A 26,535-nucleotide genomic window follows, 5' to 3' on the forward strand; every position below is an offset into this window, starting at 1 on the left:
AGCCGCTCATCCCGCCTGATACCTCCAATGTGCCGCGCGGCCAACAGGGGGGCGAAGGCTCAGACCAGCGTTTCGGCGAACAAATCAGTCAATCGCTTCCAATGCCGCTCGGCACCGGCTGCGCTGAAGACGCCATGGTCGGGCACGCACCACCCATGCGCCATGCCGACATAATTCTCGATCGTATGGTCGACTTCAGCGTTCCGCAGTGCCTCTTCCAGCCGCGTCGACTGTTCCGGCGGAAAGCTCCGGTCGACCCCCGCCATGCCGACATAGACGCGCGCCTTGATGGAAGCCGCCTTGCGGTGCGGACTGTCGGCCGCATCGCTGGCGAGATTGCCGCCATGAAAGCTGGCGGCGGCCTTGATCCGGTCTGGGTGGGTCGCGGCGGCGTTGATCGCCCGCGCACCGCCCATGCAATAGCCGACCGTCCCGATCGGCCCCGTAACGCCTTCGCCGGCGAGCGCCTCGAGAAACGCGCCGCTGTCGCTGATGGTCATCTCCTGCGTCGTGCCGGTGACCAGCGCCATCAACGCCGCCTTGGTCTTTTCCTCGGTGAAGGCGGTCTTGGCGTCGAACGGACCGTAAGGCGCGTTGCGATAGAAGAGGTCGGGCACCAGCACCGCATAGCCCTCGCCCGCCAGCCGTTCCGCCATCTGGTCAAGCGCCGGGCGCGGACCGAAGGCGTCCTGGTAGATTATGACACCGGCCTTGGCTGGAGAAACCTTGGCCGAACGAAACAGGCCTGCATTCGCCACACCGTCACGGGTCTTGATCTGAAGGTCTTGCTTCGTCATTGCCTGCTCCGTTGATCAGATGCGCGATACATATCCGCGCAAGCGGCCACGGCAAGGCGTTGCCTGAACCCGCCAGTCAACATTTCGTGCGGGATCGCGTGAGGCGCTAAAGACCAGCGAATGCGGCCATATGGAAGGCCTGAACCTCTGCCGGATAGCGGTAGCTTGTGCCATAGGGGCAGGCATTGCGGTCAAGGCAACCGCCAGCGCGGCACGGCCCGCCGCCCGCGCCCCGCACATGCGCAAGGCAGGGCTGGTAGGCGAAACCATCCGTGGAATGGGCATCGACCGGGCAGGATTTCAGACAGGGTTTGTCGACACATGTGTCGCAGAGATGGATCGCCTCGCAGGGCTCGGGAAGCGCTATCTCTTCCTCGAACAGCAACGCGCCGCGATAGGCGTGCCAAAGCCCGTTTCGCGGATGCATGAGGATCCCGAGCGGCGACGGCCTCAGCCCCTCCGCCCGAACAGCCCATTGGTGGAACGGCAGATAAGGCTTGTCCGACGGCGAAACGGCGCGCGCGCCAAACTCTCGCGCCACGTCGCCGATGATCTGCCGCGACCAGGTGTCGAGCGGATTGGCAATCGCCTGTGGCTGCTGCTGCTGCCAGCGCAGGAAATGCGGCCAGGGTGCCGCACCCGCCTGCCCTACCAGCAGGACAGACTTTGCCGAAGCGCCCGAGGCGCCATGAGGGGCACCCTCGTGATCGGGAAAAAGAAAGCCGCCACGCAGGATGAGGCCGTTGGTGCCAAGCGCGGCCGTGATCTCCTCGATCATGCCGCGCACGCAATCATCCCTTCTTGTCCGGATCGGAGAAGGCGCTCCGCCAGACTTCCTTGTGGATGATGTTGGCGACTTTAGCCCCGCCAGACTCGGGCTCCTTTCAGGTGAAGGCGTCGGGCATCGACCCCTTCTTCTTGGCGATGAAGTCCTTCAGGGCTTCGTCGATGCCTTCATCGAGGTGCGGCGCCTCGTAAGCCTCCAGCCAGCGCCGCGCCAGATCGTTGGCGCGCTGCGGCGCGGTCTTCTGACCCTCGGCCAGCCACTGCTCGTAGGAGTTGTTGTCGGCGATCGACGAGCGGTAGAAGGCGGTCTGGAAATTGGCCTGGGTGTGGTCGCAGCCGAGATAGTGGCTGCCCGGCCCGACCTGGCGGATGGCGTCCATCGCCTGGCCGTTTTCCGAAAGATCGACGCCCTCGGAGAATTTTTGGGTCATGCCGAGCTGGTCGATATCCATCATGAATTTTTCGTAGCAGGACGCCAGGCCGCCTTCGAGCCAGCCGGCCGAATGCAGCACGAAATTGGTGCCGGCGAGAATGGTCGAGTTCAGCGTGTTGGCGCTCTCATACGCCGCCTGCGCGTCCGGCACTTTCGAGGCGCAGAGCGAGCCGCCGGTGCGGAACGGCAAGCCGAGACGGCGGGCGAGTTGCGCCGCGCCATAGGAGACCAGCGACGGCTCCGGCGTGCCGAAGGTCGGCGCGCCCGATTGCATCGAGATTGACGAGGCGAAGGTGCCGAACAGCACCGGCGCGCCCGGGCGGATCAGCTGCGTGAACGATGCGCCGGCCAGCACTTCGGCCAGGACCTGCGTCAGCGTGCCGGCGACCGTCACCGGGCTCATCGCACCGGCCAGGATGAACGGCGTGACGATGCAGGCCTGGTTATGCCGTGAATAGACTTTCAGGGCGCCAAGCATGGTCTCGTCGAACACCATCGGCGAGTTGGCGTTGATCAGGCTGGTCAGCACCGTGTTGTTCTCGACGAAGTCGTCGCCGAACACCAGCTTGGCCATCGCCACCGTGTCCTCGGCGCGCTCCGGCGCGGTCACCGAACCCATGAACGGCTTGTCGGAATATTTGATGTGCGCGTAGACCATATCGAGGTGGCGCTTGTTAACCGGCACGTCGACCGGCTCGCATACCGTGCCGCCCGAATGGTGGATCGACGGCGCCATATAGGCGAGCTTCACGAAATTCTGGAAATCCTCGATCGTCGCATAGCGCCTGACACCATCGAGATCGCGCACGAAGGGCGGACCGTAGACCGGCGCAAACACGGTCGCGTTGCCGCCGATCTGCACCGAGCGTTCCGAATTGCGGGCATGCTGGGTGTAGATGGGCGGCGCGGTCTTCAGGAGCGAACGGCAGAGCCCCTTGGGAAAATGCACGCGCTCGCCCTTGACGTCGGCGCCGGCCTCTTTCCAGAGCTGCAGCGCTTCCGCGTCATCGCGAAAAATGATGCCGATTTCCTCGAGCACCGTGTCGGTGTTCTTCTCGATCAGCGCCAGGCCTTCCTCATTCAGCACTTCGTAGACGTTGATCTTGCGCTTGATGTAGGTGAGCTGGGTGCCCGGGCCGCCGCCGGAGCGCGCCGCGCGCCTTGCCGCTGCTCCACCGCTGGCGCCGCGCCCACGCCGCGCGTTGGACGCTTCCTGGTCGACTGCCGCGTGTTCGCTCATGATCGCTCTTCCCTGAATATGGCCTGCCTGACTATGGCCGGTCCGTAACCGTTGCGGCCGCATGGCGCGGCTTTCGCCGGATCGTAGCCATGCACCCTATTCGAAACGGCCCGTCCGCGCCAACGCCTGTCGCAAAATCGACAAGAAATCCGATAGATTTTCCAGTCGCTTTCCTTTTGCGGGAAGTCGCAAATCAGCTATGGATACCCGCCCGTTGCGGGTTAGGTATGAACGCCATTATTTTGTGCCTTGCGACACAGTCGCGATGCCGTGAGGAGCTGGATTAAAATGTCCGACGACGAGATTATCCTTTCCGAACTTTCCGACGATGAGTTGGTGCAGCAGATGCACGACGATCTCTATGACGGTCTGAAGGAAGAAATCGAGGAAGGCACGCGCATTCTGCTCGAGCGCGGCTGGGTGCCCTACAAGGTGCTGACCGAAGCGCTGGTCGAAGGCATGCGTATCGTCGGCGAGGATTTTCGCGACGGCATCCTGTTCGTTCCCGAAGTGCTGTTGTCCGCCAACGCCATGAAGGCCGGCATGTTCATCCTGCGCCCACTGCTCGCCGCCACAGGCGCGCCGAAACAGGGCAAGATGGTGATCGGCACCGTCAAGGGCGACATCCACGACATCGGCAAGAACCTCGTCGGCATGATGATGGAAGGCGCCGGCTTCGACGTCATCGACCTCGGCATCAACAACGCGGTCGAAAAGTATCTCGATGCGATCGAGCAGCACCAGCCCGACATCATCGGCATGTCGGCGCTGCTCACCACCACCATGCCCTACATGAAGGTCGTCATCGACACGATGAAGGAAAAGGGCATTCGCGACGACTATGTCGTGCTGGTTGGCGGCGCACCGCTCAACGAGGAATTCGGCAAGGCCGTCGGCGCCGATGCCTATTGCCGCGACGCCGCGGTGGCGGTCGAGACCGCCAAGGACTTCATGAAGCGCAAGCACAATGTGCGTGCTTCGGCCTGATCCAAGGCATCAGGACGACGAAAAAGAGCCGCGCCTTGCAGCGCGGCTTTTTTGTTCCCAGATGAAGGAGGTGGCTGCCGATCAATCGGCGACAGTGTCTTTGACCGCCCTCGCCGTCGATTTGACATCCTTGCCGACACCCCGAATGGTGTTGGCGCAGGCCGTGAGTGCGAGCGCGCAGGCAAGGATAGCCATTGGCGCTACCCGTAGCAGTTTCATGGACGGTGTCTCCCTCGACAGATAAATTAACCCCGCAGCGAAAAGCCGGCTCGACTTGGTCAAGACGAAAAAAACGAAACCGAATCAGACAGACAGGCTGCTCGTCATCGCCTGCGGGATGATTGCGCGCGAGGTGTTGGCCGTCAAGGAACGGCTCGGGCTGGATCACCTCGAATTGACGTGTTTGCCGGCGGAATTTCATTTCTATCCCGACAGCATCGCACCGGCCATGGACAAGGCGATCGAGAAGGCCAAGGCGGAGGGTTATGAGCACATCTTCGTCGGCTATGCCGATTGCGGCACAGGCGGCCTGCTTGACCGCGTCCTGGAGAAGCATGGCGTCGAGCGCATGGCCGGTCCGCATTGCTTCGCCTTCTATCAAGGCATGGACGCCTATGCGAAGGTTGCCGACGACGACATGATGTCGTTCTACATGACGGACTTCCTGTGCCGCCAGTTCGATGCCTTCTTCATGAAGCCGCTCGGGCTGGACAAGCACCCGGAGCTGATCAAGGACTATTTCGGCAATTACGAGAAGCTGATCTACCTTGCGCAGACCGACGATCCGGAACTCGACAAGGTCGCCGAAAAGGCCGCCGCCCTGCTTGGCCTTACCTATGAGCGCCGCTCCACCGGTTTTGGCGACCTGACGCCGGGCCTGGCGCGGGCGGCCGCGAACGCCTGACGGCTTCAGCTCCCGTCTTCGGCTGCCAGCGCCGCCAGCACGTCGGCAAAGCTGGTCCTGCAGGCGAAATCCAGCCTGTCCCTCGCCCGCGACGCGTCATAGACCCGGTCGATCACAAGGTCACGGTCGGCGATCGAACCGACGATCCGCGTTTCGGCCGATAGAACGGGATCGAGGCCGGTGACGTCATGTCCAAGCCCACGCAGGAGTGGCGCCAACGCGCTTCCCAGCCAACCCGACGATCCCGTGAGCAAGATTCGCATTCGTCACACCATGAATTTCGACCGTGACGCTGTTGAGCACGGATGACAGGCGCCAGCGACCCGGTAAGTTATGCGCCAGACGGCAGCGGCGCCCTTCCAGACGAAAACAGGGAATCTTTTGATGAACCTTCGCCCCTTGCTTGCCGTTGTTGGCCTGCTCTGCTGTACCATGCCCGCCCTTGCCGACGGTCAAGTGCGGAAACTGATCACCGCCGCCGACAAGGCGCGGCTCGACAAATATGGCGACATCCGCAAGGCGGCGCTCGCCGAGGCAAAGGCGGGCGACCCCGCCGAGGTCGAGCAACTCGACGCACTGCTGGCCAAGCCGCTGGCCGCCTTCTCCGACAAGGACCTCACCGGCAGCTGGCGGTGCCGCACGATCAAGGTCGGCGGGCTGAGCCCGCTCGTCATCTATGGCTGGTTCAAATGCAGAGTGACCGATGATGGCTCCGGCTGGCGGCTGGAAAAGATCAGTGGTTCGCAGCGCACCCGGGGCCGCTTCTTCGACGATGGCGACAAGCGCTCGATCTATCTTGGCTCCGGCTCCGTCAACGACGACCGGGCAAGGCCCTATGGCAGCGGCCCGCAAACCGACCAGGTCGGTTACGCTTTCCGCAACAGCGCCAAGGAATGGCGCATCGAATTCCCCGCGCCCTACTACGAATCGAAGCTCGACATCATGGAGTTCAAGCGCTGACCGGCATCTTCATGTCCTCGTAAGGCTTCCGGCACACCAAGGATTAACCCACCTGCCCTAAGGTCCCGGCCACATCAGCCGGTCCGTGGAGCATGGCAAGATCAATGGCAGCGTCGCAATCCAATCCGCGGCCGATTGTAGTCGTCACCGGTGGCGGCGCACACGTCTGGGCCATGATCAACGACCTCGCCGACCGCGTCGGCCCTGTCAGCGTCGTCCTCGAAATCCCTGAATCCAAAAAACAATTGCTGCGCGGCCGCGCCCGACGCCAGGGCTGGATCTCCGCCATGGGTCAGCTCGGCACGATGGTGCTGAGCAGGCTTGGCAAACGGCTTAATGTCAAACACGCCGCCCGGTTGATTGCCGAGGAGAAGCTTGAAACGGAACCGCGGCAAGGCCAGGTCATCGTCCATGTGGCATCCGCCAACAGCCAGGAATGCCTGCAGGCGATCGAGACGATCAAGCCCGGCGTCGTGCTGCTGAACGGCTGCCGGCTGATTTCCAGGGAGATGCTGGGCAAAATGCCTTGTCCGGTGCTGAACTATCATGCCGGCATCACGCCGAAATATCGCGGCATGAATGGCGGCTATTGGGCGTTGACGTCAGGCGATCCGCAGAATTTCGGCACGACCGTCCATCTGGTCGATGCAGGCGTCGACACCGGCGGTGTGCTGAAGCAGGCGCACGGCAAGCCGAAACAAGGCGACACCATCTCGAGCTATGCGCTGCGCCAGACGGCGTTTTCGCGCGATATCTGCGTCGAGGCGGTCAGCGACGCGCTGGCGGGGAAACTCGCAACGTTCGATCCAGGCCTGCCATCGAAACAGTGGTACCACCCGACGATCTGGTTCTACGTCTGGACTGGGCTGAGAACCGGCATCTGGTAACGCATCCAGCGTAGGAACAGCGCAAACTCCGCCGCCATTGCTGCTGCATCGACCCCGTCGCGACATGGGTCGCAAACGAATAAACCCACCTTTCATTTTACGACATCGAAATGCGTCGCTTTTGAATGCGCGCGCGTCGTCCCATAACAAGCAGCCTTACGACGCTTGCGGCAATGCTCGGAATATCGAGGAGCGAGAATTCATGGCCGATCTTATCGTCGTCTACTGGCGCGACATCCCTGCCCAGGTCATCGTCAGGAAAGGCCGGCAGAACGCCAAGCGCGAACTGCCCTTGCGCTTCACCGAGGCGATCGACATGTGCGCCATGCGCACCGGCGCCGGTGGCACCGACGACTATCTCGCCGAATGGCGCAAGGCCGATCCGGTTGCGGTCGGTGACGATCTCGAAGCCGAGGTCGAAAAGGCATTCCACGAACTCGACGCGAAATACGACCGCGAGCGGCTGGTCGCTCTGGTCAAGGCGGGCGGAAAAGAAAATGTCTGACGAGAACCCGGCGGTTACCCAGGCCACGCTGGTCAAGAAGGCAGCGCCGAAATCCGACTACAAGCCGGCCGACGTGTCGCCGCAGCGCCGCGTACAGCGCTCGTTCGCGGTGAGATTATGGTCAGTTCGGCACTCGCGATTGCTCGAATGGTTTTATGCCCGTTTTTCCGACGCCTTCCTGCTGCTGCACCCCTTGTGGAAGGGCATCGGTTATGGCCGCGTCGAAGCTCCGATCAAATTCGTCGAAAAGCGCGTCAAAGGCTTCATGTTCGACTGCCGCATGTGCGGTCAGTGCATCCTGTCCTCGACCGGTATGTCGTGCCCGATGAACTGCCCCAAGCAGTTGCGCAACGGCCCTTGCGGCGGCGTGCGCGCCAACGGCAATTGCGAAGTCGAGCCCAATATGCCCTGCGTCTGGGTCAAGGCCTGGGAAGGTTCGCAGAACATGGTCAATTCCGACAGGATCCTCACCGTGCAGAAGCCGGTCGACCAGTCTTTACGCGAAACCTCGGCCTGGCTGCGGGTGACCGCGCAGGCCGCGGCAGCCCGTGAGGCCGCTGCCGCGAAGACCGGAGGCTCCGCATGATCGGCCGCCAGCTCGACGAAAATCCGGCCGGCATCCATTTGCCGCTCGATCCGCTGCCCGGCCACACCTCGCGCGGTCGGCTGGAGCGCGTGCTCAGGCGGGGCGAGTTCGCGGTGACGACCGAGCTCAACCCGCCCGACAGCGCCGATCCCGAGGACGTCTACAACCGTGCGAAGATCTTCGACGGCTGGGTCGACGCCATCAACGCGGTCGATGCGTCCGGCGCCAATTGCCACATGTCCTCGGTCGGCATCTGCGCATTGCTGACCCGCATGGGCTATGCGCCGATCATGCAGATCGCCTGCCGCGACAAGAACCGCATCGCCATTCAGGGCGATGTGCTGGGGGGTGCCGCGATGGGCGTCGCCAACATGCTGTGCCTGACCGGCGACGGCGTGCAGGCCGGCGACCAGCCGGGTGCCAAGCCGGTGTTCGATCTCGATTCGATGTCGCTGCTGGAGACCTGCCGCATCATGCGTGACAACGGCAAGTTTCTGTCCGGCCGCAAGCTGACGACGCCGCCGCAGCTGTTCCTGGGAGCTGCCGTCAATCCGTTCGCGCCGCCCTTCGACTTTCGCCCGATCCATCTCGGCAAGAAGATCGCCGCCGGCGCGCAGTTCGTGCAGACGCAGTACTGCTTCGACGTGCCGATGTTCAAAACCTTCATGCAGAAGGCCCGCGATCTCGGCCACACCGAAAAGGTGTTCATCCTATGTGGCGTCGGCCCGCTCGCTTCCGCCAAGACGGCAAAATGGATCCGCTCCAATGTGCCCGGCATCCATATCCCCGACGCCGTCATCAAGCGACTGGAAGGCGCCCAGGACCAGAAGAAGGAAGGCAAGCAGCTCTGCACCGACATCATCAACGAGGTGAAGGAAATTCCCGGTGTCTCAGGCGTCCATGTGATGGCCTACCGCCAGGAAGAATATGTCGCCGAGATCGTCGACGAATCGGGCGTGCTGAAGGGCCGCCAGCCATGGAAGCGTGAGATCCGCCGCGACGACCAGATGGTCGCCGAACGGCTGGATCACATCCTGCACGACGAAATTACCGAAACCCAGGTGGATATGGTGAAGACCGCGCATTGAGAGCGCTGCGCGATCACCATTCGCTTGATCGACAACAGATAACGATATAAAGAACTCTTTATATCACGACGGAGAGATTTCATGACCCGGACCATCGTCGCCTCGGCGACACGAGAAATCATCATCGGCTTCGACCAGCCCTTCTGCGTGATTGGCGAACGCATCAACCCGACCGGCCGCAAGAAGCTCGCCGCCGAGATGGTGGTTGGCAATTTCGAGACCGTCATCAAGGACGCGCTGGAGCAGGCCGCATGCGGCGCCACCATGCTCGACGTCAATGCCGGCGTCACCTCGGTCAACCCGAACGAAACCGAACCTGGCCTGCTGGTGCAGACGCTGGAGATCGTCCAGGGCCTGGTCGATCTGCCGCTCTCGATCGACAGCTCCGTCAGCGCCGCGATCGAGGCCGCGCTGAAGGTCGCCAAAGGCCGCCCGCTGGTCAACTCCGTCACCGGCGAGGAAGAAAAGCTCGAGGCCATCCTGCCGCTGGTCAAGAAGTACAACGTGCCCGTCGTCGCCATCTCCAACGACGAGACCGGCATTTCGATGGACCCGGATGTGCGCTTCGCCGTCGCCAAGAAGATCGTCGAGCGCTGCGCCGATTTCGGCATTCCGGCGCATGACGTCGTCGTCGACCCGCTGGTCATGCCGATCGGTGCGCTTGGCGATGCCGGACGCCAGGTGTTCGCGCTGCTGCGCCGCCTGCGCGAGGAACTCAAGGTAAACACTACCTGCGGCCTGTCGAACATCTCGTTCGGCCTGCCGCACCGCCATGGCATCAATGCCGCCTTCATCCCGATGGTGATCGGCGCCGGCATGACCTCGGCGATCATGAACCCGGTTCGGCCGCAGGAGATGGAAGCCGTGCGCGGCGCCAACGTGCTGAACGGCACCGACGAGAACTGCACCAAGTGGATCAAGACCTACAAGGACTACAAGCCGGCCGAAGGCGGCCACGCGGTGGCGGCGCCGACAGCGGTCAATGCACCGGGCGAAGGCGGCGGCAATGGCAGCCGGCGGCGCGGCGGTCGTGAAGCCCGGATGGGCCGGGGATAAGCGCGCAATCGTGAATTCACCTGCAAATATTACCGATCCGCTCGTGCTGTTCATGCCGTCAGGCAAGCGCGGGCGGTTCCCTGTCGGCACGCCGGTGCTCGACGCCGCGCGCCAGCTCGGCGTCTATGTCGAGAGCGTGTGCGGCGGACGCGCTACTTGCGGGCGCTGCCAGATCGAGGTGCAGGAAGGCAATTTCGCCAAGCACAAGATCACCTCCTCGAACGATCACATCTCGCCCAAGGGCCCCAAGGAAGAGCGCTACGAACGCGTGCGCGGCCTGCCCGAACGGCGCCGCCTCTCCTGCTCCGCCCAGATCCTCGGCGATCTCGTCATCGACGTGCCACAGGATACCGTCATCAATGCGCAGACCATCCGCAAGGATGCAGACACCAGGGTGATCGCCCGCGATACCGCCATCCGCATGTGCTATGTCGAGATCGAGGAGCCCGACATGCACAATCCATCAGGCGATCTCGACCGGCTCAAGATCGCGCTGATGAAGGACTGGGGTTTTAAGAACCTCGAATTCGACTTCTATCTGCTGCCGCAGGTGCAAGGCATATTGCGCAAAGGCAACTGGACCGCGACAGCCGCCATCCACAAGGATGCCGACAGCGACATCGCGCGCGTCATCGCGCTGTGGCCTGGCCTCAAGAACGAGGCCTATGGCCTGGCCTGCGACATCGGCTCGACCACCATCGCCATGCATCTGGTGTCGCTGCTGTCGGGCCGCGTCGCCGCCTCGTCCGGAACGTCGAACCCGCAGATCCGCTTCGGCGAGGATCTGATGAGCCGCGTCTCCTATGTGATGATGAACCCCGATGGCCGCGAAGGCATGACGGTTGCCGTCCGCGAGGCGATCTCCGGCCTCGTCGACAAGGTCTGCGCGGAAGGCAATGTCCAGCGCAACGACATTCTGGATTCCGTCTTCGTCGGCAATCCGATCATGCATCACCTGTTCCTCGGCATCGATCCGACCGAGCTCGGCGGCGCTCCCTTCGCGCTCGCTGTCTCGGGCGCCGTGCGCATCAAGGCCTCCGACATAGGCCTCAAGCTCAACCAGGGCGCGCGCCTCTACATGCTGCCTTGCATTGCCGGCCATGTCGGCGCCGACGCGGCGGCGGTGACGCTGTCGGAAGGCCCGCATCGCCAGGATGAGATGATGCTGATCGTCGATGTCGGCACCAATGCCGAGATCGTACTCGGCAATCGCGCGCGTGTTGTCGCTGCCTCCTCGCCCACCGGTCCGGCCTTCGAAGGTGCCGAAATCTCCGGCGGCCAGCGTGCCGCGCCCGGGGCCATCGAGCGCGTGCGCATCGATCCCGACACGCTGGAGCCGAAATACCGCGTCATCGGCTCGGAACTGTGGTCCGACGAACCGGGCTTCCTCGACAGCGTGCAGGCGACCGGCGTCACCGGCATCTGCGGCTCTGGCATCATCGAGATCGTCGCCGAAATGTATCTCGCCGGCATCATCTCGGAGGATGGTGTCGTCGACGGATCGCTTGCCGCGCGCTCGCCGCGCGTCGTCGCCAACGGCCGCACTTTCTCCTATGTGCTGAAGGAAGGCGAACCCAAGATCACCATCACCCAGACCGACGTGCGCGCCATCCAGCTTGCCAAGGCGGCGCTCTATGCCGGCACCAAGTTGTTGATGGAAAAGCAGAACACCGAGCATGTCGACCGCATCCATTTCGCTGGTGCCTTCGGCTCCTTCATCGATCCGAAATACGCCATGGTGCTCGGCCTTATCCCCGATTGCGATCTCGACAAGGTCTCGGCCGTCGGCAACGCGGCCGGTGCCGGTGCCCGCATGGCGCTGCTCAATCGCGGCTATCGCCGCGAGATCGAGGAGACGGTGAGCCAGATCGAGAAGATCGAGACCGCACTGGAGCCAAAATTCCAGGAGCATTTCGTCTACGCCATGGCGCTACCCAACAAGGTCGACCCGTTCCCGAAACTGTCGGCGGCGGTGAAACTGCCGCCACGCAAGACGGTGAGCGAGGATGGCATCGCCGGAGATGCAGCACCGCGCCGACGCTCCCGCGAAGGCCATGCTGCTCGGCGCAGTCGCGACTGACGCTTCAGGCCATCGCGGTCGGATTCACGAGTCCCGTGCAAGTGGGGTCTCTTGTCCGAGCTTGGAGCCTTAGGGGCGCGAGGGGTGCAGCGCCCGGATGAGCGGCTTTTCGACGACCAGATAAAGCATCGCCGAGAACGCAAAGCTGAGAACGACGATCACTGCCGGCTGCAGTGCCGGCAGCATGCCGAGCCGCAAGGTGATGCCGGTCACCGCGACGCCCATCAGGGCGTGCCAAAGATAGATCGAATAGGAGGCCTCGCCGAGGAAGTTGAACAAGGCCACAGGCCTGAATGGCCGAGCACGTTCGGCAAAGACCGCGCCCGTCACGATCAGCATGGCCGGGATGCCCCAGCGCAGTACGCGCGGCATATCGGCATCCGCCACAGGGGTGACGGCAAGCAGAAGAAACCCGCCAACAAGCAGCGTCAGGGCCAGCGCAAACGAGAGCCGAACGTCCTGGACCCACAGGCGTCCGACAATGACACCGGCCGCGAACTCGAGTACGATCGGGCTGGTGAAGGAGCGTGGATATCCGTCAGGCAAGACAAGATGCAGCGCGACGATGATGGTGAGAACGCCGACGAGCACGCTCAAACGCCATCGTTCGCCCAGAAAAAGAGTCAACGCGAAAACGAGATAGAACATCATCTCGTAACTCAGCGTCCAACCCTGGAGGACGATTGGGTGCAATGCGCCGTTTTCCCGAAGCGGCAAGAAGAACAGCGAGCGGCCGAGATTCAGCGGACTGAACAGATGATCGTAAAAAAATTGCGGCTTGATAAGCATGGCTGACGCAATCAGCAAGGTGACGATCCAGTAGAGCGGCACGATGCGGGTGATCCGGCGGCTGATGAAGCCCGCTGGATCCGCCGGGCGGCTCGCCGTCGTCACCCACATGATGAAACCGCTGATCACAAAGAAGATGTCGACCCCGGCGGCGCCGACCGAGAACGGGCCGCCGAACTGCTCGCTGACGTGGAAGCAGACCACGGCGCTCGCGGCCAACGCCCGCAGGTATTGAATACTATGGATACTCGGCACGATGACTCCCGGTCATGATTTCCGTATTTGCGCTGCAGCGCACACTTCTTCTGCTGCACTGCACAATTACGGGCAGTTGCGGGGCGACTTGTCAACCACTTTCTGTTCGAGTCGCAGCGCACCACCGCGCGAGGACATGGAATTTTTCGGAGCCTGAAAACGGCTTCAGCGCCTCGGAAACTCATTTGTATGCAATGTTTCCAGATCAGGTGGATCTTGAAACGAACGCTCTATTTTCGCGAAATCTATCCGATACATGTCAGGCGCATTTACCCCGCATCGAACGGCGGCCGAAGACAGTCCTTGGCCAGCGCCGTTCATCAAGGGAGATGAAAATGTCGATGTTCGAAAATCTCGGCCGCTTCGGTGTGGCCATCAGGCAAACCCATGCCAGGAACAAGGCGATCCGCGCGCTGAACAGTCTTCCGGCGCATGTCCAGAAGGACATCGGCTGGCCCGCATCGCCGCCGAACGATCCGCAGGCCACGCTCGCCTCGCTGCTTCTGGGGACGACGCGCTGATGACCTTCTCCGAGAAATGCAAATTGCTCGGCCTCCGCCGGGGACCTCGTACGTCCCCGACGGCCAACAACCGGCTACGCGCGGCACTTCTGCCGCGCCATTAATCACACCAGCGTGTGGACAAGGCGCTGATCTTGACATCTTTGGCCAGGGCACGATCTTCAAGAGCGAAGGGGAATTCTCTTAGTCGGCTGCAGCCGAAGTCCGTGTATCCGCATGCCAAGTTTGAAAAGCCACGTAGTGTCCTTCGTGCTCAGGCACAGCCGCAAGCAGGCCTTTTCCAGCCCGGAAAACCTGCAGCGCTGGATCGCGGCCGCGCGCAAAACCGAGGATCACCATCCGCCGGCCGCGCTGCAGCAGCGTTACGACATCCGGACGCGCACCGTTGACGGTTTCCCGGTCTACGAAATCGCCCCCAGAGCCGGAGAGCACAAACGGATACTCTACCTGCATGGCGGCGCCTATGTCTTTGAGATTACGCCTTATCACTGGTATCTGATCGCCGACATGGCCGAGCGGCTGGGCTACGGCATCACCGTGCCGATCTATCCCATCGCCCCGGAACATGATTTCCACGCCATGTTCGGCATGGTCGGCGCCGTCTATCGCCAGATGCTCGAGGAGACAGAGGCGGAAGAGATCATCTTCATGGGCGATTCCGCGGGCGGCAACATGGCCGTGGTACTGACCATGATGGCGGCTGAAGAAGGCCTGCCTCTGCCCTGGCGCCATGTGCTGATTTCACCCGGGCTCGACGTCTCGCTCGCAAACCCCGAAGTGTTCGAGGCGGAGCGGAACGATCCATGGTTGGGCATTGCCGGTGGGCGGGAGGCAATCCGGCTCTATAGTGCCGGCATGGATCCGACCGACTGGCGCATCAGCCCGGTCTATGGCGAACTGTCGGTATTGCCGAAGACATTGCTCCTGACGGGCTCCCGCGATCTTCTCACGCCCGACAATCTGATCTTTGCACAAAAAGCCCGCGCCGTCGGTGTCGAGGTGGAGTTGGTCTACGAGGAAGGCATGTTCCACGTTTGGCCGTTGATCGACATGCCGGAAGCGCGGCGTGCGCGCCAACACATCGTCGCTTTCCTGAGCGAGAGCCCCTCGCCGATCGTTCAAGGCACGGCAGCAAGGTTCAAAGCGCCCTCCGAAGAGGTGGCGGAGCAAGGCCTTCGGTCCGAGTATCCCGGATGATCAGAACTTGCCGGTTTCCCGAAACACCTCGAAGGTCGCGCGAATGTGGTCGGCGACGGCCTTGACCGGCGCGCTGGCGTCCGGCGCCACCACCATTGCAAGATTGTAAGTGCCGATATCGGGCATTCCGTCCTTCGGACAGAGTTCGACCATGTCGTTGCCGAGGAACGATCGCGGCAGCGGCGCGACCGCAAGGTCTGCCATGATCGCGGCACGCTGGCCTGCGGTATGGGCGCTCATGTAAGCGACGCGATAGCTGCGGCCCTCGCGGCCCAATGCTTCGAGCGCACCGGCCCGCCAGGCACAGCCTTCTTCCCACAAGGACACCGGCAGCGGTTCGCGCAGATGCGCGCAGCCGCCCTTGGCGCCGGCCCACACGATCGGCTCGGTCAAAAGCACCTCGGCGCCGAGCGCGCTGGTCTTGTAGGAGTTGGTCAGAAGCGTGATGTCGAGTGCCCGGTCGTCCATGCGCCGACGCAGGTTGCTGCTCTGGTCGATGGTGACATCGACGGCGATCGAGGGATGCGACTGCGCGAAACGCTTCAGCACATGCGGCAGCACGCGCTCGCCATAGTCGTCAGGTGAGCCGAGCCGCACCACGCCGACAATGTCGGGAATGATGAACTTCGACACCACCTCGCGGTTGATCGACAAAAGCCGGCGGGCATAGCCGAGCAGCATTTCGCCGTCCGTGGTCAGCGTCACCGAACGCGCGTCGCGCGCGAACACCGAGCGGCCGAGAATGTCTTCCAGCTTTTTGATCTGCATGGAGACCGCCGACGGTGTGCGGAACACCGCATTGGCCGCGGTGGTGAAACTGCCGGTCTCGGCAATCGCCACGAAAGTGCGCAAAACATCGAGGTCGAGCAGCGGCAGCGGGTGATTGAGTGGGGCGTTCATGGCGATCAGCCTTCAATTTTTCTGATACAAAGCATCATTCCATTTCGTTTGATTGAACATCAGATCAGGAGCATAGTCAACTCCATCGAAGCAGCATGCTGCCAGAAGCGGTCACGAAACGCCCACGGCGCAGACCTGCATTCGACGTGAAATGAAGCTGAAACAGACTGACGTAACGCATTGCCGGCGCCTCCCGCGCCGCTGCAAAGGAGATCGAAATGTCTATCCTGTCCTCCCTCGGCCGCATCGCGACCGAATTCAGCGCGGCCCGCGCCCGCTACCAGACCGAACGCGCCATCCGTTCCCTGCCGATCGAGTTGCAGAAGGACATCGGTTGGCCGGAAGCTTCCGACACCAAGACCGGCATTCGCAATGGCGTCGGATCCTGGGCTGGAGTAAAGTAGATCGTGTGTACCCCGTGCTGAAGGCCTGCCGCGCAACCCGCCCGGCAGGCTTTCTCTATTTTATTTGTATTCAAATGAATTCAGGAGCCATGCTGCCGCCGCATGGCGCATATGAGCAAGCCGCATGGCAGCTCGCTTTTGAAGCTAACCATCTGTAACTATTCGTAAATATTGAGAACACCACCCACACCCTGCCCAAATTTGTCGCATTCGGTGTCGTTTTTCATATCAAGCGCTTCGCTTTTGCGATTTAGTTTCTGCTTACACGAGCCTATATCAGCGCCAGCAAACGAGCTGCCCCACTCCATCAAGCGAAGGCGACCCGTCTGAGCAACCGATTGGAGATGATCATGAAGCTTTTTGCCCGCCTCTTCGCACGCCGCGAAATGAACTTGACCACGGCTCTCGAGCGTCAGCGCCTTGCCAAGACCATGCCTGGCCAGACCGGCGCCATGGCTGCCGCGCGTCTCGGCTTCGTCGCCTGAACTGCGTAAAAAATAGAGAATACAAAGATATCTCCAGAGCCATGCTCCCTGCAACGGCTTGAGAGTCGACTGCCGCCGCTTCGGTTCCGCCGAGGCGGCGTTTATCTCGTTGCGCTTCCATCGCCTTTTCACAACCTGGCGGTGGCCTAGTTTGAGCAGCACCGCGCGGCGATTGTCCATTTGCGACCCATGTCGCAAATTTAATCTTGCCAAAGCCGTCTAGCCAATTGACAGGAATGGTTTTTCCTGATGACGCTATGCTATTCGCGACATCCTGTTCGCGTCATGGCCAGATGAGGTTCCCCGTGAACGCCGTCAAGCATCCGATCAAGCGATCGTTTGTGTTCTTCCTTGTCCCCGATTTCACCATGATCGCTTTTGCGACCGCGCTAGACCCGTTGCGCTCCGCCAATCGGATGCTCGGCTACGAGGCCTATTGCTGGCGTCTCGCCAGCATCGACGGCAAACCCGTGCGCGCCTCGAACGGCGTGGAGTGTGCGGTCAACACCTCGCTCGAGGAGGAACGCAAGAAGATGGCGGGGCCGGATCGCCCCAACATGGCCATCGTCTGCAGCGGCATCAATGTCGAGCGCTGCCAGAACAAGTCGGCCTTTGCCTGGCTGCGCGAGGAATACAACCGCGGCGTCGCCGTCGGCGGCCTGTGCACCGGTGCGCATATCCTCGCCGCCGCCGGGCTGTTGTCGAACAAGCGTTGCGCCATCCATTGGGAAAACCTGCCGGGCTTTTCCGAGGCCTTCCCGAAGGCCAATGTCTTTGCCGACCTGTTCGAGATCGACCAGAACATCTACACCTGCGCCGGCGGCACCGCCGCGCTCGACATGATGCTGAAGCTGATCGGCGACGATTTCGACGAGAACCTCGTCAACCGCGTGTGCGAGCAGGTGCTGACCGACCGTGTGCGCAGCCCGACCGACCGCCAGCGCCTGCCGCTGCGCGCCCGCCTCGGCGTGCAGAACTCGAAAGTGCTGACCATCATCGAACTGATGGAGGCCAATCTGTCCGAGCCGCTGTCGCTGATCGAGATCGCCGACCATGTCGACCTGTCGCGCCGCCAGATCGAGCGCCTGTTCCGCACCGAGATGGGCCGCTCCCCTGCCCGCTACTATCTCGAAATCCGCCTCGACCGCGCCCGCCATCTCTTGATCCAGTCGTCGCTGCCGGTGGTCGAAGTGGCGGTCGCCTGCGGCTTCGTCTCGGCCTCGCATTTCTCGAAATGCTACCGCGAGCTCTACGCCCGCTCGCCGCAGCAAGAGCGCGTAGACCGCAAGCAGTTGCTGGCGGCCTGATCCAAACCATACGCGCGGACGACCGAGCCGCGAGCGGTTAGTGCGCGTCTGCCGTCCGCATCGCTTCGACGCGGATGTCCTCGGTCAGCCGTGCCTTCAACGCCGAGAATTCCGGACTGGTCTTCAGCGTGTAGTGGCGCGGATGCGGCAGGTCGATGGCGACATCCGACTTGATGCGGCCGGGCCGTGCCGTCATCACGATAACCCGCGAGGCCATGAAGATCGCCTCCTCGATGTCGTGGGTGACGAACAGCACCGTTTTCTTGCGCCGTTCCCAGATGCCGAGCAGCAATTCCTGCATCAGCCCGCGCGTCTGGTTGTCGAGCGCCCCGAACGGCTCGTCCAGCAACAGGATTTCCGGATCGTTGGCCAGTGCCCGCGCTATCGCCGTGCGCTGCTGCATGCCGCCGGAAAGCTGCTTCGGCCAATGGTTCTCGAACCCCTTCAGCCCAACGAGATCGACATAGGAAGCGACGATCCCGTCCCGCTCCTCTTCGGCCATGCCGCGTTCGCGTAGGCCGAAGGCGATGTTTTCGGCGACCGTCAGCCATGGGAAAAGCGTGTAGGACTGGAAGACCATGCCGCGATCCGGTCCCGGTCTCGTCACCGCCTTGCCATCAAGCAGAACGCGGCCTTCGCTTGGCGCCTCCAGGCCGGCGACGATCCTCAACAGCGTCGACTTTCCGCAACCGGACGGCCCCAGTATGGTGATGAAATCATTCGCCGCGACCGCCAGGTCGACCGGCATCAGCGCCCTGACCGGCTCTCCGCCGCGCACGCCGGCAAAAGTCCGGGAAACGCCCTCGATGAGAAGCTTGCTCACGCCAGGCTCCACGGAAAGAGCCAGCGGTTGAACGCCTTGAAAGCGAAGTCGGACAACAGCCCGATCAGGCCGATGACGATGATGCCAAAGATGATCTGACCGGTCGCCAGCCGCGATTGGCTGTTGATGATCATGTAGCCGATGCCGGACGACGAACCGATCAGTTCGGCAACGATGACATAGGTCCAGGCCCAGCCGAGCACCAGCCGCAACGTCTCGGCGATCTCGGGCGCGTTGGCCGGCATGATCACCCGCCTGACGATGCCGTTGCTGGTCGAGCCCAGCGTATAGGCGGCCTCGACCAGGTCGCGCCGCGTGGAACCCACCTTGACGGCAATGATCAGGATGATCTGGAACACCGAGCCGACGAAGATGACGAGCAGTTTTTCCAGTTCGCCAATGCCGGCCCACAGGATGAGCAGCGGAATGAAGGCCGACGCCGGCAGATAGCGGGCGAAGGAGACGAAGGGCTCCAGAAACGCTTCCACCGGCTTCCAGGCGCCCATGGCGATGCCGAGCGGCACGGCGACGACCGAGGCCAGCACAAAGCCGCCGAAGACCCGCCAGATGGTGATCAGTATGTCGAGCCAGAAACGGTCCTCGACCAGCAGCCGCCAGCCGTCCCGCAGCATCGACAACGGGTCGGCGAGGAAGATGCGGTTGACGTGGCCGCCAAGCGTGATCCAGGCCCAGAAGGCCACGAACAGCACGAAGAAGGAAATGCCGAGCACTGTTCGCAGGCTCGGTGAGACAGGATGCAAGGGGCGCATCTTCGTCCTTTGTCAGGGGGAAGGCGGCGGCGCTCTGCGCCACCGCACGATGCCCAGGGGTTGAACCGTCAATTCGCCACGGCGCTGGTGTCGGCCAGCGTGGCGACGTCGGGCGCCTCCTTGATCAGCCCCATCTGCAGCAGCAGTGCACCCGCGGTCTTGGAAAAATCCTGGAATTCCTTGGTGAAGAACTGCTTGTTCTCAGCCTTGTCGGCCCATTTCAGGTACTTCGCCGAATCCTCGAATTCCTTGGCCGACTGTTTCACGTCGGCGCCCATGATCTCGTAGGATTTCTGCGGATCCTTCTTGATCATGTCGAGAGCATCGAAATAGCTGTCGGCAAGCGCCTTGGCGGCGTCGGGATTGGCCTTGAGGAATTCGGGCGTGCAGCCGACCGTGTCGAGAACCATCGGATAGTCGAGCGTGGTCGCCAGGATATGACCCTGGTCGGCCTTGTCGCGCACGGCCGAAAGGAACGGCTCATAGGTGACCGCCGCATCGTTCTGGCCGGCGAGGAAGGCTTGCGCCGCCGCGTCAGGCTCGAGATTGACGACCGTCACGTCCTTGGTCGACATGCCGTTTTTGTTGAGCACCCAGGCGAGCAGGAAATAGGGCGACGTGCCTGGCGCCGAGGAGGCGACGGTCTTGCCCTTGAGATCGGCGACGGTCTTGATGTCGTTGCGCGCGACGATGCCGTCGGCGCCATAGGATTTGTCAAGCTGGAAAATCTGCTTGGTGGCTACCCCGCTGGCGTTCCAGACCAGCCAGGTCTCGACCGTGGTGGCGGCGCATTGCAGGTCGCCGCTGGCGATGGCGAGCGGACGGCTGGCCTGCGGCACCTTTTTCAAGGTCACGTCGAGGCCATGCTTCTCGAACAGCCCTGTCTGCTTGGCGAGCGTCAGCGGCGCGAATCCGGTCCATCCGCTGATGCCGATGGTAAGTGACGTGGCGGCCATCGCCGGCGCGGTCAAACCCGCGGCAAGCGTCAATGTCGCGGCAAAGACGGTTATCCTGTTCATATCGGTTCCCCTTTTGTTTCTCTGGGGGAAATTGTTCACAGAGGCCGATGGGCTTGTCAATCGACAGGAACGTGATTGCGTGGAAAGCAGCCGGCAACCGGTTTCAGATTGTTCTACCTGGTGTCGGGCATCCAGTTGCGGTTGCGCCACATTTTCTCGCCGACCTGGCAGTCGGCGGCGGGTTTGTCCTGCGCCAGCACCACTGGCGGGTGATCCGCCTCCTCCGCCGCCCATTGGCGCGACGCCGGGCCGGCAAGCTCCAGCACCAGCTTGCGGCGGATGGCTTCGGGAAATTGCGTCCAGTCGTTGACCGGGATCATGAAGGCGCCGGCGCCGCCGATAACGCAGTCGCTGTAGTAGCGGTCGAGATCGTTGACGTCATAGACCCCGGAAAAGCCGCCTCGGGTCATCAGCGGTAGGCCGTTGATGACGATGCCTTGCCTGACCACGCCGTCGCGGGCGAGATTGACCGGCGCGCCCTGGTTGTTTGGCCCGTCGCCCGAAATGTCGATGACGCGCTTGGTTCCCTGGTAGCCGCTTTCGGCGAAAAGGTCGCTGCCGAACTCCAGCGCACCGGAGATCGAGGTGCGCCGCGCGCTGTCGGGCGGCTGGGCCGAAAATTGCGCCACAACCCGCTCGGCGTCGGCCCGGCTTGCGATCACCGTCCACGGCACGATGACGCGTTGCCAGCTGGTACCGGCCCACTCGACATAGGTGACGGCGATCTTGCCATAGACGCCATCGGCGATCGCCTGCAGCACATTGTCATGCGTCAGCGCCGCTGCGTAGCCATGGCGCTGGATCTCAAGCTCATCCGCCGACATCGACAGCGAAACATCCACCGCCAGCACCAGCTCGACATCGACCGGCTCGTCCGCGCGGGACATTGGCGCCGGCCAGAGCATCAGTCCCAGTACGGCAGAGGCGGAAAACAGATGTCTTGCGCAGGGCAAACCAGACATTCCGCGAGGGTAAGCCAGAATCGCCCACCGAAAAAGAGAAAAGCCCGGCCTTTGCCGGGCTGATCCAATCTGTGCGCGCCCTGGCGTTGGGCGATCAGCTCCGCGGCTTCAGATTCTCCGGGTCGTAAAGCGGCTTGTAGCCGACGCTTGCCACCTCGACCGGATAGGTCTCGCCGAAATACTCGACCGCGAGCTTGCGGCCCTCCTGCGCATAGGCCCACGGCAGATAGGCGAGCGCGATGTTCTTGCCGATGGTCGGGCCATAGGCGACCGATGTGGTGAAGGAGCGGCGGCCGAGTTCGTCGACCAGCGTTTCCCCGCTCTCGGGGTCCATCACCGGCATGATGCCGACGGGATAACGGGCAACACCCTTGGAATCCGTATTCTCGGTCATCACCAGCGTGCACAGCATGGCGGGCTGATGCGCGCGTTCGCGATACCCCAAATGTTTGGCCTTGCCGCAGAAATCGTTCTCCTTGACCTTCGGTCGGGCGAGATCGGCTTCCAGCAGATTATACTCGGTCAGAAGGTCGGCGTTCTGCAGCCGCAGGCTCTTTTCCATCCGGCGGGTGTTGGCGTAGGTCTCGACGCCGAACGGCATGACGCCTGTCGAGCGCAGCGCGTCCCAGACGGCCAGACCGTCCTCGTAGCGCATATGAAGTTCCCAGCCCTGCTCGCCGACATAGGAGATGCGGAAGGCGGTGACATCCTTGCCGCCGATCCTGACCGGCTTGATGGCCGCGAATGGAAAATTCTCCGGCGAAAGCCCATCCGGGTTCTCGACCACCTTCTTCAAGGTCGTCCGCGCGTTCGGTCCCCAGATGCCGATGGTGACGTACTTCTCGGTCACATCGGTGATGGTGACGTCGAACCCTTTGTCCTGAGCCGTACGGCGCATGTACTGGAAGTCGCGCGGCCCGGCGTCGGCGCCGTCGATCAGCCGGCAGCGGTCCGCCATGCGGATCACGGTGAAGTCGGCGCGCACCATGCCTTCCTCATCGAGGAAGTGGGTGTAGATGCCCTTGCCGATGTTGTTGTCGCCGCCGATCTTGGCCGCGCACAGCCATTCCAGCAGCGCGACATGGTCGGGCCCTTCGAGGTCATACATCGAGAAATGCGAGAGATTGACGATGCCGCAATCCTCGCTCATCGCCAGATGCTCTGCGTTGGAGACGCGCCAGAAATGGCGGTTGTCCCATTCGTTCTCGCGCACCGGCACCCGGTTGCCATACTTCTCGAGCAGATGCTCGTTGGCGGCATAGCCATGCGCACGCTCCCAGCCGCCGAGCTCCATGAAATAGCCGCCGAGTTCCTTCTCGCGCTCCCAGAACGGCGAGCGCCTGATGTTGCGGGCCTTGGAGAAGGGTTCACGCGGATGCACCGCCGGATTGTATACCTTCATCGCCGTCTCGGTGCAGCGATCCCAGATGAACTGTTCCTTGGTCTGGTGCGGATAGAAGCGGGCATAGTCGATGGCGTGATGGTCGATCTCGGTGCGGCCGTCCGTCATCCAGTCGGCGATCAGCTTGCCCATGCCGGGGCCGTCCTTGACCCAGATGGCGACGGCATACCAAAGCCCCCTCACCTTCTGGCTTTCGCCCATGGATGGGCCGCCGTCGGCCGTCACCTGCAGCAGGCCGTTGAATGAATGGCTTTCGTTGTAGCCGAGTTCGCCCAGGATCGGCGTCAGTTCCATGGCGCGTTCGAGCGGCGCCAGGATCTGCTCCATATCGAGATCGCGCTGCGACGGCGACAGCCGTGCCTGGTCCTTCTCCAGCAGATCGCGGGGGTGGCAAAGGCGCGGATTGGTCTCTTCGTAATAGCCCCATTCGATCTGGCCGCCCTCGGCGGTCTTGGGGTCGCCGGTGTCACGCATATAGGCCGAGTTGCCCTGGTCGCGCAGCAGCGGCCAGCCGATCTCCTTGCCGGTGCCGGCGAACTCGGTGTAGGGACCGAAGAAGGTCAGCGGATGGTCGATCGGCATGACCGGCAGGTCCTCGCCGACCATTTCGGCGATGAGCCGGCCCCAGATGCCGGCGCAGACGATGACGTAGTCGGCCTCGATCGTGCCGCGATCGGTCACCACGGCGCTGATGCGGCCGTCCTTGACGACAAGCGACTTCGCCGGCGTGTTGGCAAAGGATTTGAGATTGCCGGAGGCTTCAGCCTGGTCGACCAGCTTGCCGGCGACCGTCTGCGAGCGCGGAATGACGAGACCGGCGTCCGGATCCCACAGGCCGCCCTGCACGAGATCCTGTTCGATCAGCGGGAATTTTTCCTTGATCTCGGCCGGTTCGACCAGGCGTGCGCGCGTGCCGAAAGCCTTGGCCGAAGCGATCTTGCGCTTGATCTCGTCCATGCGGCTGTCGTCGCCGACACGGGCGACTTCCAAGCCGCCGACGCGCGCATAATGACCCATCTTCTCGTAGAAATCGATGGAATAGAGCGTCGTCCAGCACGACAGGAAATCGTGGCTGGTGGTGTAGCAGAAGTCGGAAGCGTGCGCGGTCGAGCCGATGTCGGTCGGGATGCCCGACTTGTCGATCCCGACAATGTCGTCCCAACCGCGCTCGATCAGATGATGGGCGATCGATGCGCCGACAATGCCGCCGAGGCCTACGATGACGACCTTCGCCTTTTTCGGAAACTCTGCCATTGCCCGCGACTCCAGAATGCTGTTGCGGGCGGCTTCGGCGCCCGTTTGATCGGCGCACAATATGCAGGCGACGGGCACGGCGCTACCGCCTGTTTGCGACACGCCGCGGATGCGGCGCGACCCCTCCCAAATCAGGGAAAACAGCTACCCATCAGGCAAATGCCCAGACATCCTCGGCCTGGAAACCGACCTGGTAGCCCGCCGTCTTCAGCTTGACCACGACCTGACCGATCTCCAGGGCAGGCAGAGGACCGACCTCGACCTTGATCATGCCGGGACGATAGCGCTTGAGGTCGAGCTGCTCGAACACGATCCAGTCGGCGCCTTCGCAATCGACGAGGAAGGCATCGATATGGGTGATGCCATTGCGGTCGAGCAATGTCTGCAAGGTCTCCGATGGCACCTCGATGTCTTTCAGGTGCGGCGCGAACTTGTTGAAATTCGCGTCGGCCTCGCCCCAGGCATTCTTGCCCGACATCAGGTTGGTGTCCGTGACCGACGAGCAGCCAATGAACTCGATCGGCAGCGTGCCGGCCTCGAGCGCGGCCGCGTCGAAGGTGTGGACGGTGATCGTGCCCTTGGTCTTTGTCACCGCCACCGGTTCGATGACGAAGCGGTCAGTGTCGGGATAGTTGGCGCGCAGCCGTTTCTGGTTGTACGGGATCGGCTCGACCAGCATGGCGCGGGCCGTCGGAATGCGGTGGAGCCACGGCGTCACGTCATCGAACAGCGCACCATCGCAGGCGCCGACATTGACCATCTGGAATGGCCGGCCGCGGCCGAAGCGTGCCTTCAGCGCTGCCTTGGCGAGGAACTTGGTGCCGCGCAGCGACGGCCCGCGATCGAGCAGGCCGGCGGGAAGGCCAAGCGACAGGGCAATGCGCGCCAGGCTGGAAACCGAGTTCATGATTTGTCTCCTGGTATGACGTGCAAGGCGACGCGGTGCTGGCCGCGGGCGACCGCCGCCCACAGCGCCATGAAGGGCGATGCCAGCAGCAGGAAGGGCGGGACCAGATGCGGAAAATAGATGCGCGTGTCGTGGATCGGGAAGACGGTGAATTTGGCCAGCGCACCGAGCACCAGCGCCGCAAACAGGATACCGGCACGGTGACCGAGCCCGAAGCCGGCACGGTTGGCCGCAAACCAGCCGGCCAGCGCCAGCACCGAGACCCCGACCCAGCTGTTCAGATTGACGGCGAGCAGCAGCGAGGCGGCAAACGCCCGGAGATAGGCGGTGATGGAAAAAGCCGGCTCGAACCCGTCCATGTTGTAGTGCTGTTCGATGCTGGAGAACCACAGATGCGGCCACCAGCCTGGATGATGCGCCCAATGCGAAATGGCGAAATAAGCGACCAGCGAGGCGGCGAAGCCCGCCAATGCGCCCCATGCCTTCTGCCGGAACACGACCAGCAGCACTGCGAAAACGGCAAGGAAAACAATGTTGTCAGGCCGCACCATGAAGGCAAGGAAGAGCAGGATCGCCGTCGCCGCCTCACGGCCTCTAATATAGGCATAGAGCCCTCCGAGCAGCAGCGCCGACGTGAGCAGATCAGGCGTCGAGGCGCGCGCCGCATCGCCAAAATCGGCCATGATCAGCACCGCGCCGACCACCGGCGCCAACGCCAATGCCTTTTCCCCGCGCAGCCAGAGTAATGTGATCGCGCCGAACAGCAGTACCGAAAACACCTGCACCAGCCGCATCGCCTCGACCGGTGACATTACGGGACCCAGCGTCGACAGGATCTCGACATAGAGAAACTTGATCCGGTACATGCCGAGCAGAGAATGGAAATCGGCGGCGTTCTGCGCCATGTGGCTGCGGAAGCCACCGCCATCGTCGGTCAGCGCCTTGTAGTCGCCGGCCGAGACACCCGATTTGACGGTGTTGTAGGCATAATCATGCAGCGCCTGCGCATCGGGATGGGCGCCTTCCTCGGCTATGGCGAGATAGGGCAGCATGTCCCAGTTGGCATCGGGCATCACCCAGGCCGTGAGCGCCGTCAAAACGATATAGAGCGCGAAAGCCGCCGCACCGATCGGAGCCGCCAGTCGTGCATAGGTCCGCTCGCCCCACGCCAGACCGGCTTCGGCGAACCGGTCGAGTGGATTTTGCGGAGCGGGCGACTTGGTCAGCATGT

28 protein-coding genes are annotated in these 26,535 nt (G+C 62.6%); 13 read left to right on the forward strand and 15 right to left on the reverse strand.

Annotated features, from left to right (window positions below):
- Positions 1 to 59: 59 nt before the first annotated feature.
- The 3 genes from LB543_RS17335 to LB543_RS17345 form a co-directional block, all read right to left on the reverse strand.
- Positions 60 to 797 (reverse strand): dienelactone hydrolase family protein, encoded by a 738-nt coding sequence (locus LB543_RS17335; protein ID WP_224614903.1) that lies wholly within the window; start codon positions 795 to 797, stop codon positions 60 to 62.
- Between the two features lie 106 nt (positions 798 to 903).
- Positions 904 to 1,584 carry a 4Fe-4S dicluster domain-containing protein gene (locus LB543_RS17340; protein ID WP_224614904.1) on the reverse strand — a complete coding sequence of 227 codons (681 nt, stop codon included), beginning with the start codon at positions 1,582 to 1,584 and terminating at the stop codon, positions 904 to 906.
- A 97-nt stretch (positions 1,585 to 1,681) separates the two neighbouring features.
- Positions 1,682 to 3,256: a trimethylamine methyltransferase family protein gene (locus LB543_RS17345; RefSeq protein ID WP_140615930.1), complete on the reverse strand. Its 1,575-nt coding sequence runs from the start codon at positions 3,254 to 3,256 to the stop codon at positions 1,682 to 1,684.
- Between the two features lie 288 nt (positions 3,257 to 3,544).
- Here LB543_RS17345 and LB543_RS17350 point away from each other — a divergent pair, with 288 nt between their 5' ends.
- Positions 3,545 to 4,243 carry a corrinoid protein gene (locus tag LB543_RS17350; protein ID WP_027046950.1) on the forward strand — a complete coding sequence of 233 codons (699 nt, stop codon included), beginning with the start codon at positions 3,545 to 3,547 and terminating at the stop codon, positions 4,241 to 4,243.
- Positions 4,244 to 4,324: 81 nt separating this feature from the next.
- Here the strand turns inward: LB543_RS17350 and LB543_RS17355 are convergent, their stop codons facing one another.
- Positions 4,325 to 4,462: an EncA/B family entericidin gene (locus tag LB543_RS17355; RefSeq protein WP_224614905.1), complete on the reverse strand. Its 138-nt coding sequence runs from the start codon at positions 4,460 to 4,462 to the stop codon at positions 4,325 to 4,327.
- Between the two features lie 55 nt (positions 4,463 to 4,517).
- Here LB543_RS17355 and LB543_RS17360 point away from each other — a divergent pair, with 55 nt between their 5' ends.
- Complete coding sequence (locus LB543_RS17360; RefSeq protein WP_224614906.1) at positions 4,518 to 5,147, forward strand: DUF1638 domain-containing protein; 630 nt, start codon at positions 4,518 to 4,520, stop codon at positions 5,145 to 5,147.
- Between the two features lie 5 nt (positions 5,148 to 5,152).
- On the opposite strand, the gene LB543_RS34070 is transcribed toward LB543_RS17360, so the two are convergent.
- Positions 5,153 to 5,410 carry an NAD-dependent epimerase/dehydratase family protein gene (locus LB543_RS34070; protein WP_318012974.1) on the reverse strand — a complete coding sequence of 86 codons (258 nt, stop codon included), beginning with the start codon at positions 5,408 to 5,410 and terminating at the stop codon, positions 5,153 to 5,155.
- A 121-nt stretch (positions 5,411 to 5,531) separates the two neighbouring features.
- Between LB543_RS34070 and LB543_RS17370 the strand changes: the two genes are divergently transcribed.
- From LB543_RS17370 to LB543_RS17400, 7 genes are all read left to right on the forward strand, one after another.
- Positions 5,532 to 6,107, forward strand: coding sequence for a DUF4893 domain-containing protein (locus LB543_RS17370; protein ID WP_224614907.1), 576 nt, complete (start codon positions 5,532 to 5,534; stop codon positions 6,105 to 6,107).
- A 104-nt stretch (positions 6,108 to 6,211) separates the two neighbouring features.
- On the forward strand, positions 6,212 to 6,994 hold the full coding sequence (locus tag LB543_RS17375; RefSeq protein WP_224614908.1) for a formyl transferase: 783 nt from the start codon (positions 6,212 to 6,214) through the stop codon (positions 6,992 to 6,994).
- A 202-nt stretch (positions 6,995 to 7,196) separates the two neighbouring features.
- On the forward strand, positions 7,197 to 7,499 hold the full coding sequence (locus tag LB543_RS17380; RefSeq protein WP_140758247.1) for a virulence factor: 303 nt from the start codon (positions 7,197 to 7,199) through the stop codon (positions 7,497 to 7,499).
- Complete coding sequence (locus LB543_RS17385) at positions 7,492 to 8,085, forward strand: methylenetetrahydrofolate reductase C-terminal domain-containing protein (RefSeq protein WP_224595311.1); 594 nt, start codon at positions 7,492 to 7,494, stop codon at positions 8,083 to 8,085. The genes LB543_RS17380 and LB543_RS17385 overlap by 8 nt, the downstream gene beginning before the upstream one ends.
- Complete coding sequence (locus LB543_RS17390; RefSeq protein ID WP_224614909.1) at positions 8,082 to 9,173, forward strand: methylenetetrahydrofolate reductase; 1,092 nt, start codon at positions 8,082 to 8,084, stop codon at positions 9,171 to 9,173. Before LB543_RS17385 ends, LB543_RS17390 begins: the two co-directional genes overlap by 4 nt.
- A gap of 81 nt (positions 9,174 to 9,254) precedes the next feature.
- On the forward strand, positions 9,255 to 10,229 hold the full coding sequence (locus tag LB543_RS17395) for a methyltetrahydrofolate cobalamin methyltransferase (RefSeq protein WP_140758244.1): 975 nt from the start codon (positions 9,255 to 9,257) through the stop codon (positions 10,227 to 10,229).
- Positions 10,180 to 12,309, forward strand: a complete 2,130-nt coding sequence (locus LB543_RS17400) for an ASKHA domain-containing protein (protein ID WP_224595316.1) — start codon at positions 10,180 to 10,182, stop codon at positions 12,307 to 12,309. The genes LB543_RS17395 and LB543_RS17400 overlap by 50 nt, the downstream gene beginning before the upstream one ends.
- Before the next feature lie 69 nt (positions 12,310 to 12,378).
- On the opposite strand, the gene LB543_RS17405 is transcribed toward LB543_RS17400, so the two are convergent.
- Positions 12,379 to 13,353 carry an acyltransferase family protein gene (locus LB543_RS17405; RefSeq protein WP_224614910.1) on the reverse strand — a complete coding sequence of 325 codons (975 nt, stop codon included), beginning with the start codon at positions 13,351 to 13,353 and terminating at the stop codon, positions 12,379 to 12,381.
- 335 nt (positions 13,354 to 13,688) lie between these two features.
- On the opposite strand from LB543_RS17405, the gene LB543_RS17410 reads away from it, so the two are divergent.
- A complete protein-coding gene (locus tag LB543_RS17410) occupies positions 13,689 to 13,874 on the forward strand; it encodes a hypothetical protein (protein ID WP_181183014.1) in 186 nt (61 codons plus the stop codon).
- Positions 13,875 to 14,090: 216 nt separating this feature from the next.
- Positions 14,091 to 15,071 carry an alpha/beta hydrolase gene (locus LB543_RS17415; RefSeq protein ID WP_224614911.1) on the forward strand — a complete coding sequence of 327 codons (981 nt, stop codon included), beginning with the start codon at positions 14,091 to 14,093 and terminating at the stop codon, positions 15,069 to 15,071.
- Here LB543_RS17415 and LB543_RS17420 read toward each other — a convergent pair whose 3' ends face one another.
- Complete coding sequence (locus tag LB543_RS17420) at positions 15,072 to 15,971, reverse strand: LysR substrate-binding domain-containing protein (RefSeq protein WP_224614912.1); 900 nt, start codon at positions 15,969 to 15,971, stop codon at positions 15,072 to 15,074.
- A 218-nt stretch (positions 15,972 to 16,189) separates the two neighbouring features.
- On the opposite strand from LB543_RS17420, the gene LB543_RS17425 reads away from it, so the two are divergent.
- Positions 16,190 to 16,375 carry a hypothetical protein gene (locus LB543_RS17425; protein ID WP_140812411.1) on the forward strand — a complete coding sequence of 62 codons (186 nt, stop codon included), beginning with the start codon at positions 16,190 to 16,192 and terminating at the stop codon, positions 16,373 to 16,375.
- Positions 16,376 to 16,533: 158 nt separating this feature from the next.
- On the opposite strand, the gene LB543_RS17430 is transcribed toward LB543_RS17425, so the two are convergent.
- Complete coding sequence (locus LB543_RS17430) at positions 16,534 to 17,040, reverse strand: hypothetical protein (RefSeq protein ID WP_224614929.1); 507 nt, start codon at positions 17,038 to 17,040, stop codon at positions 16,534 to 16,536.
- Between the two features lie 113 nt (positions 17,041 to 17,153).
- On the opposite strand from LB543_RS17430, the gene LB543_RS17435 reads away from it, so the two are divergent.
- Complete coding sequence (locus LB543_RS17435; protein WP_263498731.1) at positions 17,154 to 18,167, forward strand: GlxA family transcriptional regulator; 1,014 nt, start codon at positions 17,154 to 17,156, stop codon at positions 18,165 to 18,167.
- 37 nt (positions 18,168 to 18,204) lie between these two features.
- Here LB543_RS17435 and LB543_RS17440 read toward each other — a convergent pair whose 3' ends face one another.
- The 7 genes from LB543_RS17440 to LB543_RS17470 all read right to left on the reverse strand — a co-directional run bounded on the left by LB543_RS17440 (position 18,205) and on the right by LB543_RS17470 (position 26,533).
- Entirely contained in the window at positions 18,205 to 18,990 is a 786-nt protein-coding gene (locus LB543_RS17440) for an ABC transporter ATP-binding protein (protein WP_140758240.1), read from the reverse strand.
- Positions 18,987 to 19,760, reverse strand: coding sequence for an ABC transporter permease (locus tag LB543_RS17445; protein WP_140758239.1), 774 nt, complete (start codon positions 19,758 to 19,760; stop codon positions 18,987 to 18,989). The genes LB543_RS17440 and LB543_RS17445 overlap by 4 nt, the downstream gene beginning before the upstream one ends.
- 68 nt (positions 19,761 to 19,828) lie before the next feature.
- Positions 19,829 to 20,779 carry an ABC transporter substrate-binding protein gene (locus LB543_RS17450; protein ID WP_140758238.1) on the reverse strand — a complete coding sequence of 317 codons (951 nt, stop codon included), beginning with the start codon at positions 20,777 to 20,779 and terminating at the stop codon, positions 19,829 to 19,831.
- 113 nt (positions 20,780 to 20,892) lie between these two features.
- On the reverse strand, positions 20,893 to 21,741 hold the full coding sequence (locus LB543_RS17455) for a DUF1194 domain-containing protein (protein WP_181178486.1): 849 nt from the start codon (positions 21,739 to 21,741) through the stop codon (positions 20,893 to 20,895).
- A gap of 94 nt (positions 21,742 to 21,835) precedes the next feature.
- Positions 21,836 to 24,397 carry an FAD-dependent oxidoreductase gene (locus tag LB543_RS17460; protein ID WP_224614914.1) on the reverse strand — a complete coding sequence of 854 codons (2,562 nt, stop codon included), beginning with the start codon at positions 24,395 to 24,397 and terminating at the stop codon, positions 21,836 to 21,838.
- A gap of 151 nt (positions 24,398 to 24,548) precedes the next feature.
- Positions 24,549 to 25,304 carry an FkbM family methyltransferase gene (locus LB543_RS17465; RefSeq protein WP_224614915.1) on the reverse strand — a complete coding sequence of 252 codons (756 nt, stop codon included), beginning with the start codon at positions 25,302 to 25,304 and terminating at the stop codon, positions 24,549 to 24,551.
- Positions 25,301 to 26,533, reverse strand: a complete 1,233-nt coding sequence (locus tag LB543_RS17470; protein WP_224614916.1) for a hypothetical protein — start codon at positions 26,531 to 26,533, stop codon at positions 25,301 to 25,303. The genes LB543_RS17465 and LB543_RS17470 overlap by 4 nt, the downstream gene beginning before the upstream one ends.
- Positions 26,534 to 26,535: the final 2 nt, after the last annotated feature.

Origin of the sequence: Mesorhizobium sp. ESP7-2 (assembly GCF_020164715.1) — a bacterium.
In the GTDB taxonomy this organism is placed as follows: domain Bacteria; phylum Pseudomonadota; class Alphaproteobacteria; order Rhizobiales; family Rhizobiaceae; genus Mesorhizobium.

Bases quoted from the DNA above. Each gene is read 5' to 3' on its own strand.
- LB543_RS17335 (WP_224614903.1), bottom strand. From the start codon at position 797: ATGACGAAGCAAGACCTTCAGATCAAGACCCGTGACGGTGTGGCGAAT.
- LB543_RS17345 (WP_140615930.1), bottom strand. From the start codon at position 3,256: ATGAGCGAACACGCGGCAGTCGACCAGGAAGCGTCCAACGCGCGGCGT.
- LB543_RS17350 (WP_027046950.1), top strand. From the start codon at position 3,545: ATGTCCGACGACGAGATTATCCTTTCCGAACTTTCCGACGATGAGTTG.
- LB543_RS17355 (WP_224614905.1), bottom strand. From the start codon at position 4,462: ATGAAACTGCTACGGGTAGCGCCAATGGCTATCCTTGCCTGCGCGCTC.
- LB543_RS34070 (WP_318012974.1), bottom strand. From the start codon at position 5,410: ATGCGAATCTTGCTCACGGGATCGTCGGGTTGGCTGGGAAGCGCGTTG.
- LB543_RS17370 (WP_224614907.1), top strand. From the start codon at position 5,532: ATGAACCTTCGCCCCTTGCTTGCCGTTGTTGGCCTGCTCTGCTGTACC.
- LB543_RS17375 (WP_224614908.1), top strand. From the start codon at position 6,212: ATGGCAGCGTCGCAATCCAATCCGCGGCCGATTGTAGTCGTCACCGGT.
- LB543_RS17380 (WP_140758247.1), top strand. From the start codon at position 7,197: ATGGCCGATCTTATCGTCGTCTACTGGCGCGACATCCCTGCCCAGGTC.
- LB543_RS17385 (WP_224595311.1), top strand. From the start codon at position 7,492: ATGTCTGACGAGAACCCGGCGGTTACCCAGGCCACGCTGGTCAAGAAG.
- LB543_RS17390 (WP_224614909.1), top strand. From the start codon at position 8,082: ATGATCGGCCGCCAGCTCGACGAAAATCCGGCCGGCATCCATTTGCCG.
- LB543_RS17395 (WP_140758244.1), top strand. From the start codon at position 9,255: ATGACCCGGACCATCGTCGCCTCGGCGACACGAGAAATCATCATCGGC.
- LB543_RS17400 (WP_224595316.1), top strand. From the start codon at position 10,180: ATGGCAGCCGGCGGCGCGGCGGTCGTGAAGCCCGGATGGGCCGGGGAT.
- LB543_RS17410 (WP_181183014.1), top strand. From the start codon at position 13,689: ATGTCGATGTTCGAAAATCTCGGCCGCTTCGGTGTGGCCATCAGGCAA.
- LB543_RS17415 (WP_224614911.1), top strand. From the start codon at position 14,091: ATGCCAAGTTTGAAAAGCCACGTAGTGTCCTTCGTGCTCAGGCACAGC.
- LB543_RS17420 (WP_224614912.1), bottom strand. From the start codon at position 15,971: ATGAACGCCCCACTCAATCACCCGCTGCCGCTGCTCGACCTCGATGTT.
- LB543_RS17425 (WP_140812411.1), top strand. From the start codon at position 16,190: ATGTCTATCCTGTCCTCCCTCGGCCGCATCGCGACCGAATTCAGCGCG.
- LB543_RS17430 (WP_224614929.1), bottom strand. From the start codon at position 17,040: ATGGACAATCGCCGCGCGGTGCTGCTCAAACTAGGCCACCGCCAGGTT.
- LB543_RS17435 (WP_263498731.1), top strand. From the start codon at position 17,154: ATGAGGTTCCCCGTGAACGCCGTCAAGCATCCGATCAAGCGATCGTTT.
- LB543_RS17445 (WP_140758239.1), bottom strand. From the start codon at position 19,760: ATGCGCCCCTTGCATCCTGTCTCACCGAGCCTGCGAACAGTGCTCGGC.
- LB543_RS17450 (WP_140758238.1), bottom strand. From the start codon at position 20,779: ATGAACAGGATAACCGTCTTTGCCGCGACATTGACGCTTGCCGCGGGT.
- LB543_RS17455 (WP_181178486.1), bottom strand. From the start codon at position 21,741: ATGTCTGGTTTGCCCTGCGCAAGACATCTGTTTTCCGCCTCTGCCGTA.
- LB543_RS17460 (WP_224614914.1), bottom strand. From the start codon at position 24,397: ATGGCAGAGTTTCCGAAAAAGGCGAAGGTCGTCATCGTAGGCCTCGGC.
- LB543_RS17465 (WP_224614915.1), bottom strand. From the start codon at position 25,304: ATGAACTCGGTTTCCAGCCTGGCGCGCATTGCCCTGTCGCTTGGCCTT.
- LB543_RS17470 (WP_224614916.1), bottom strand. From the start codon at position 26,533: ATGCTGACCAAGTCGCCCGCTCCGCAAAATCCACTCGACCGGTTCGCC.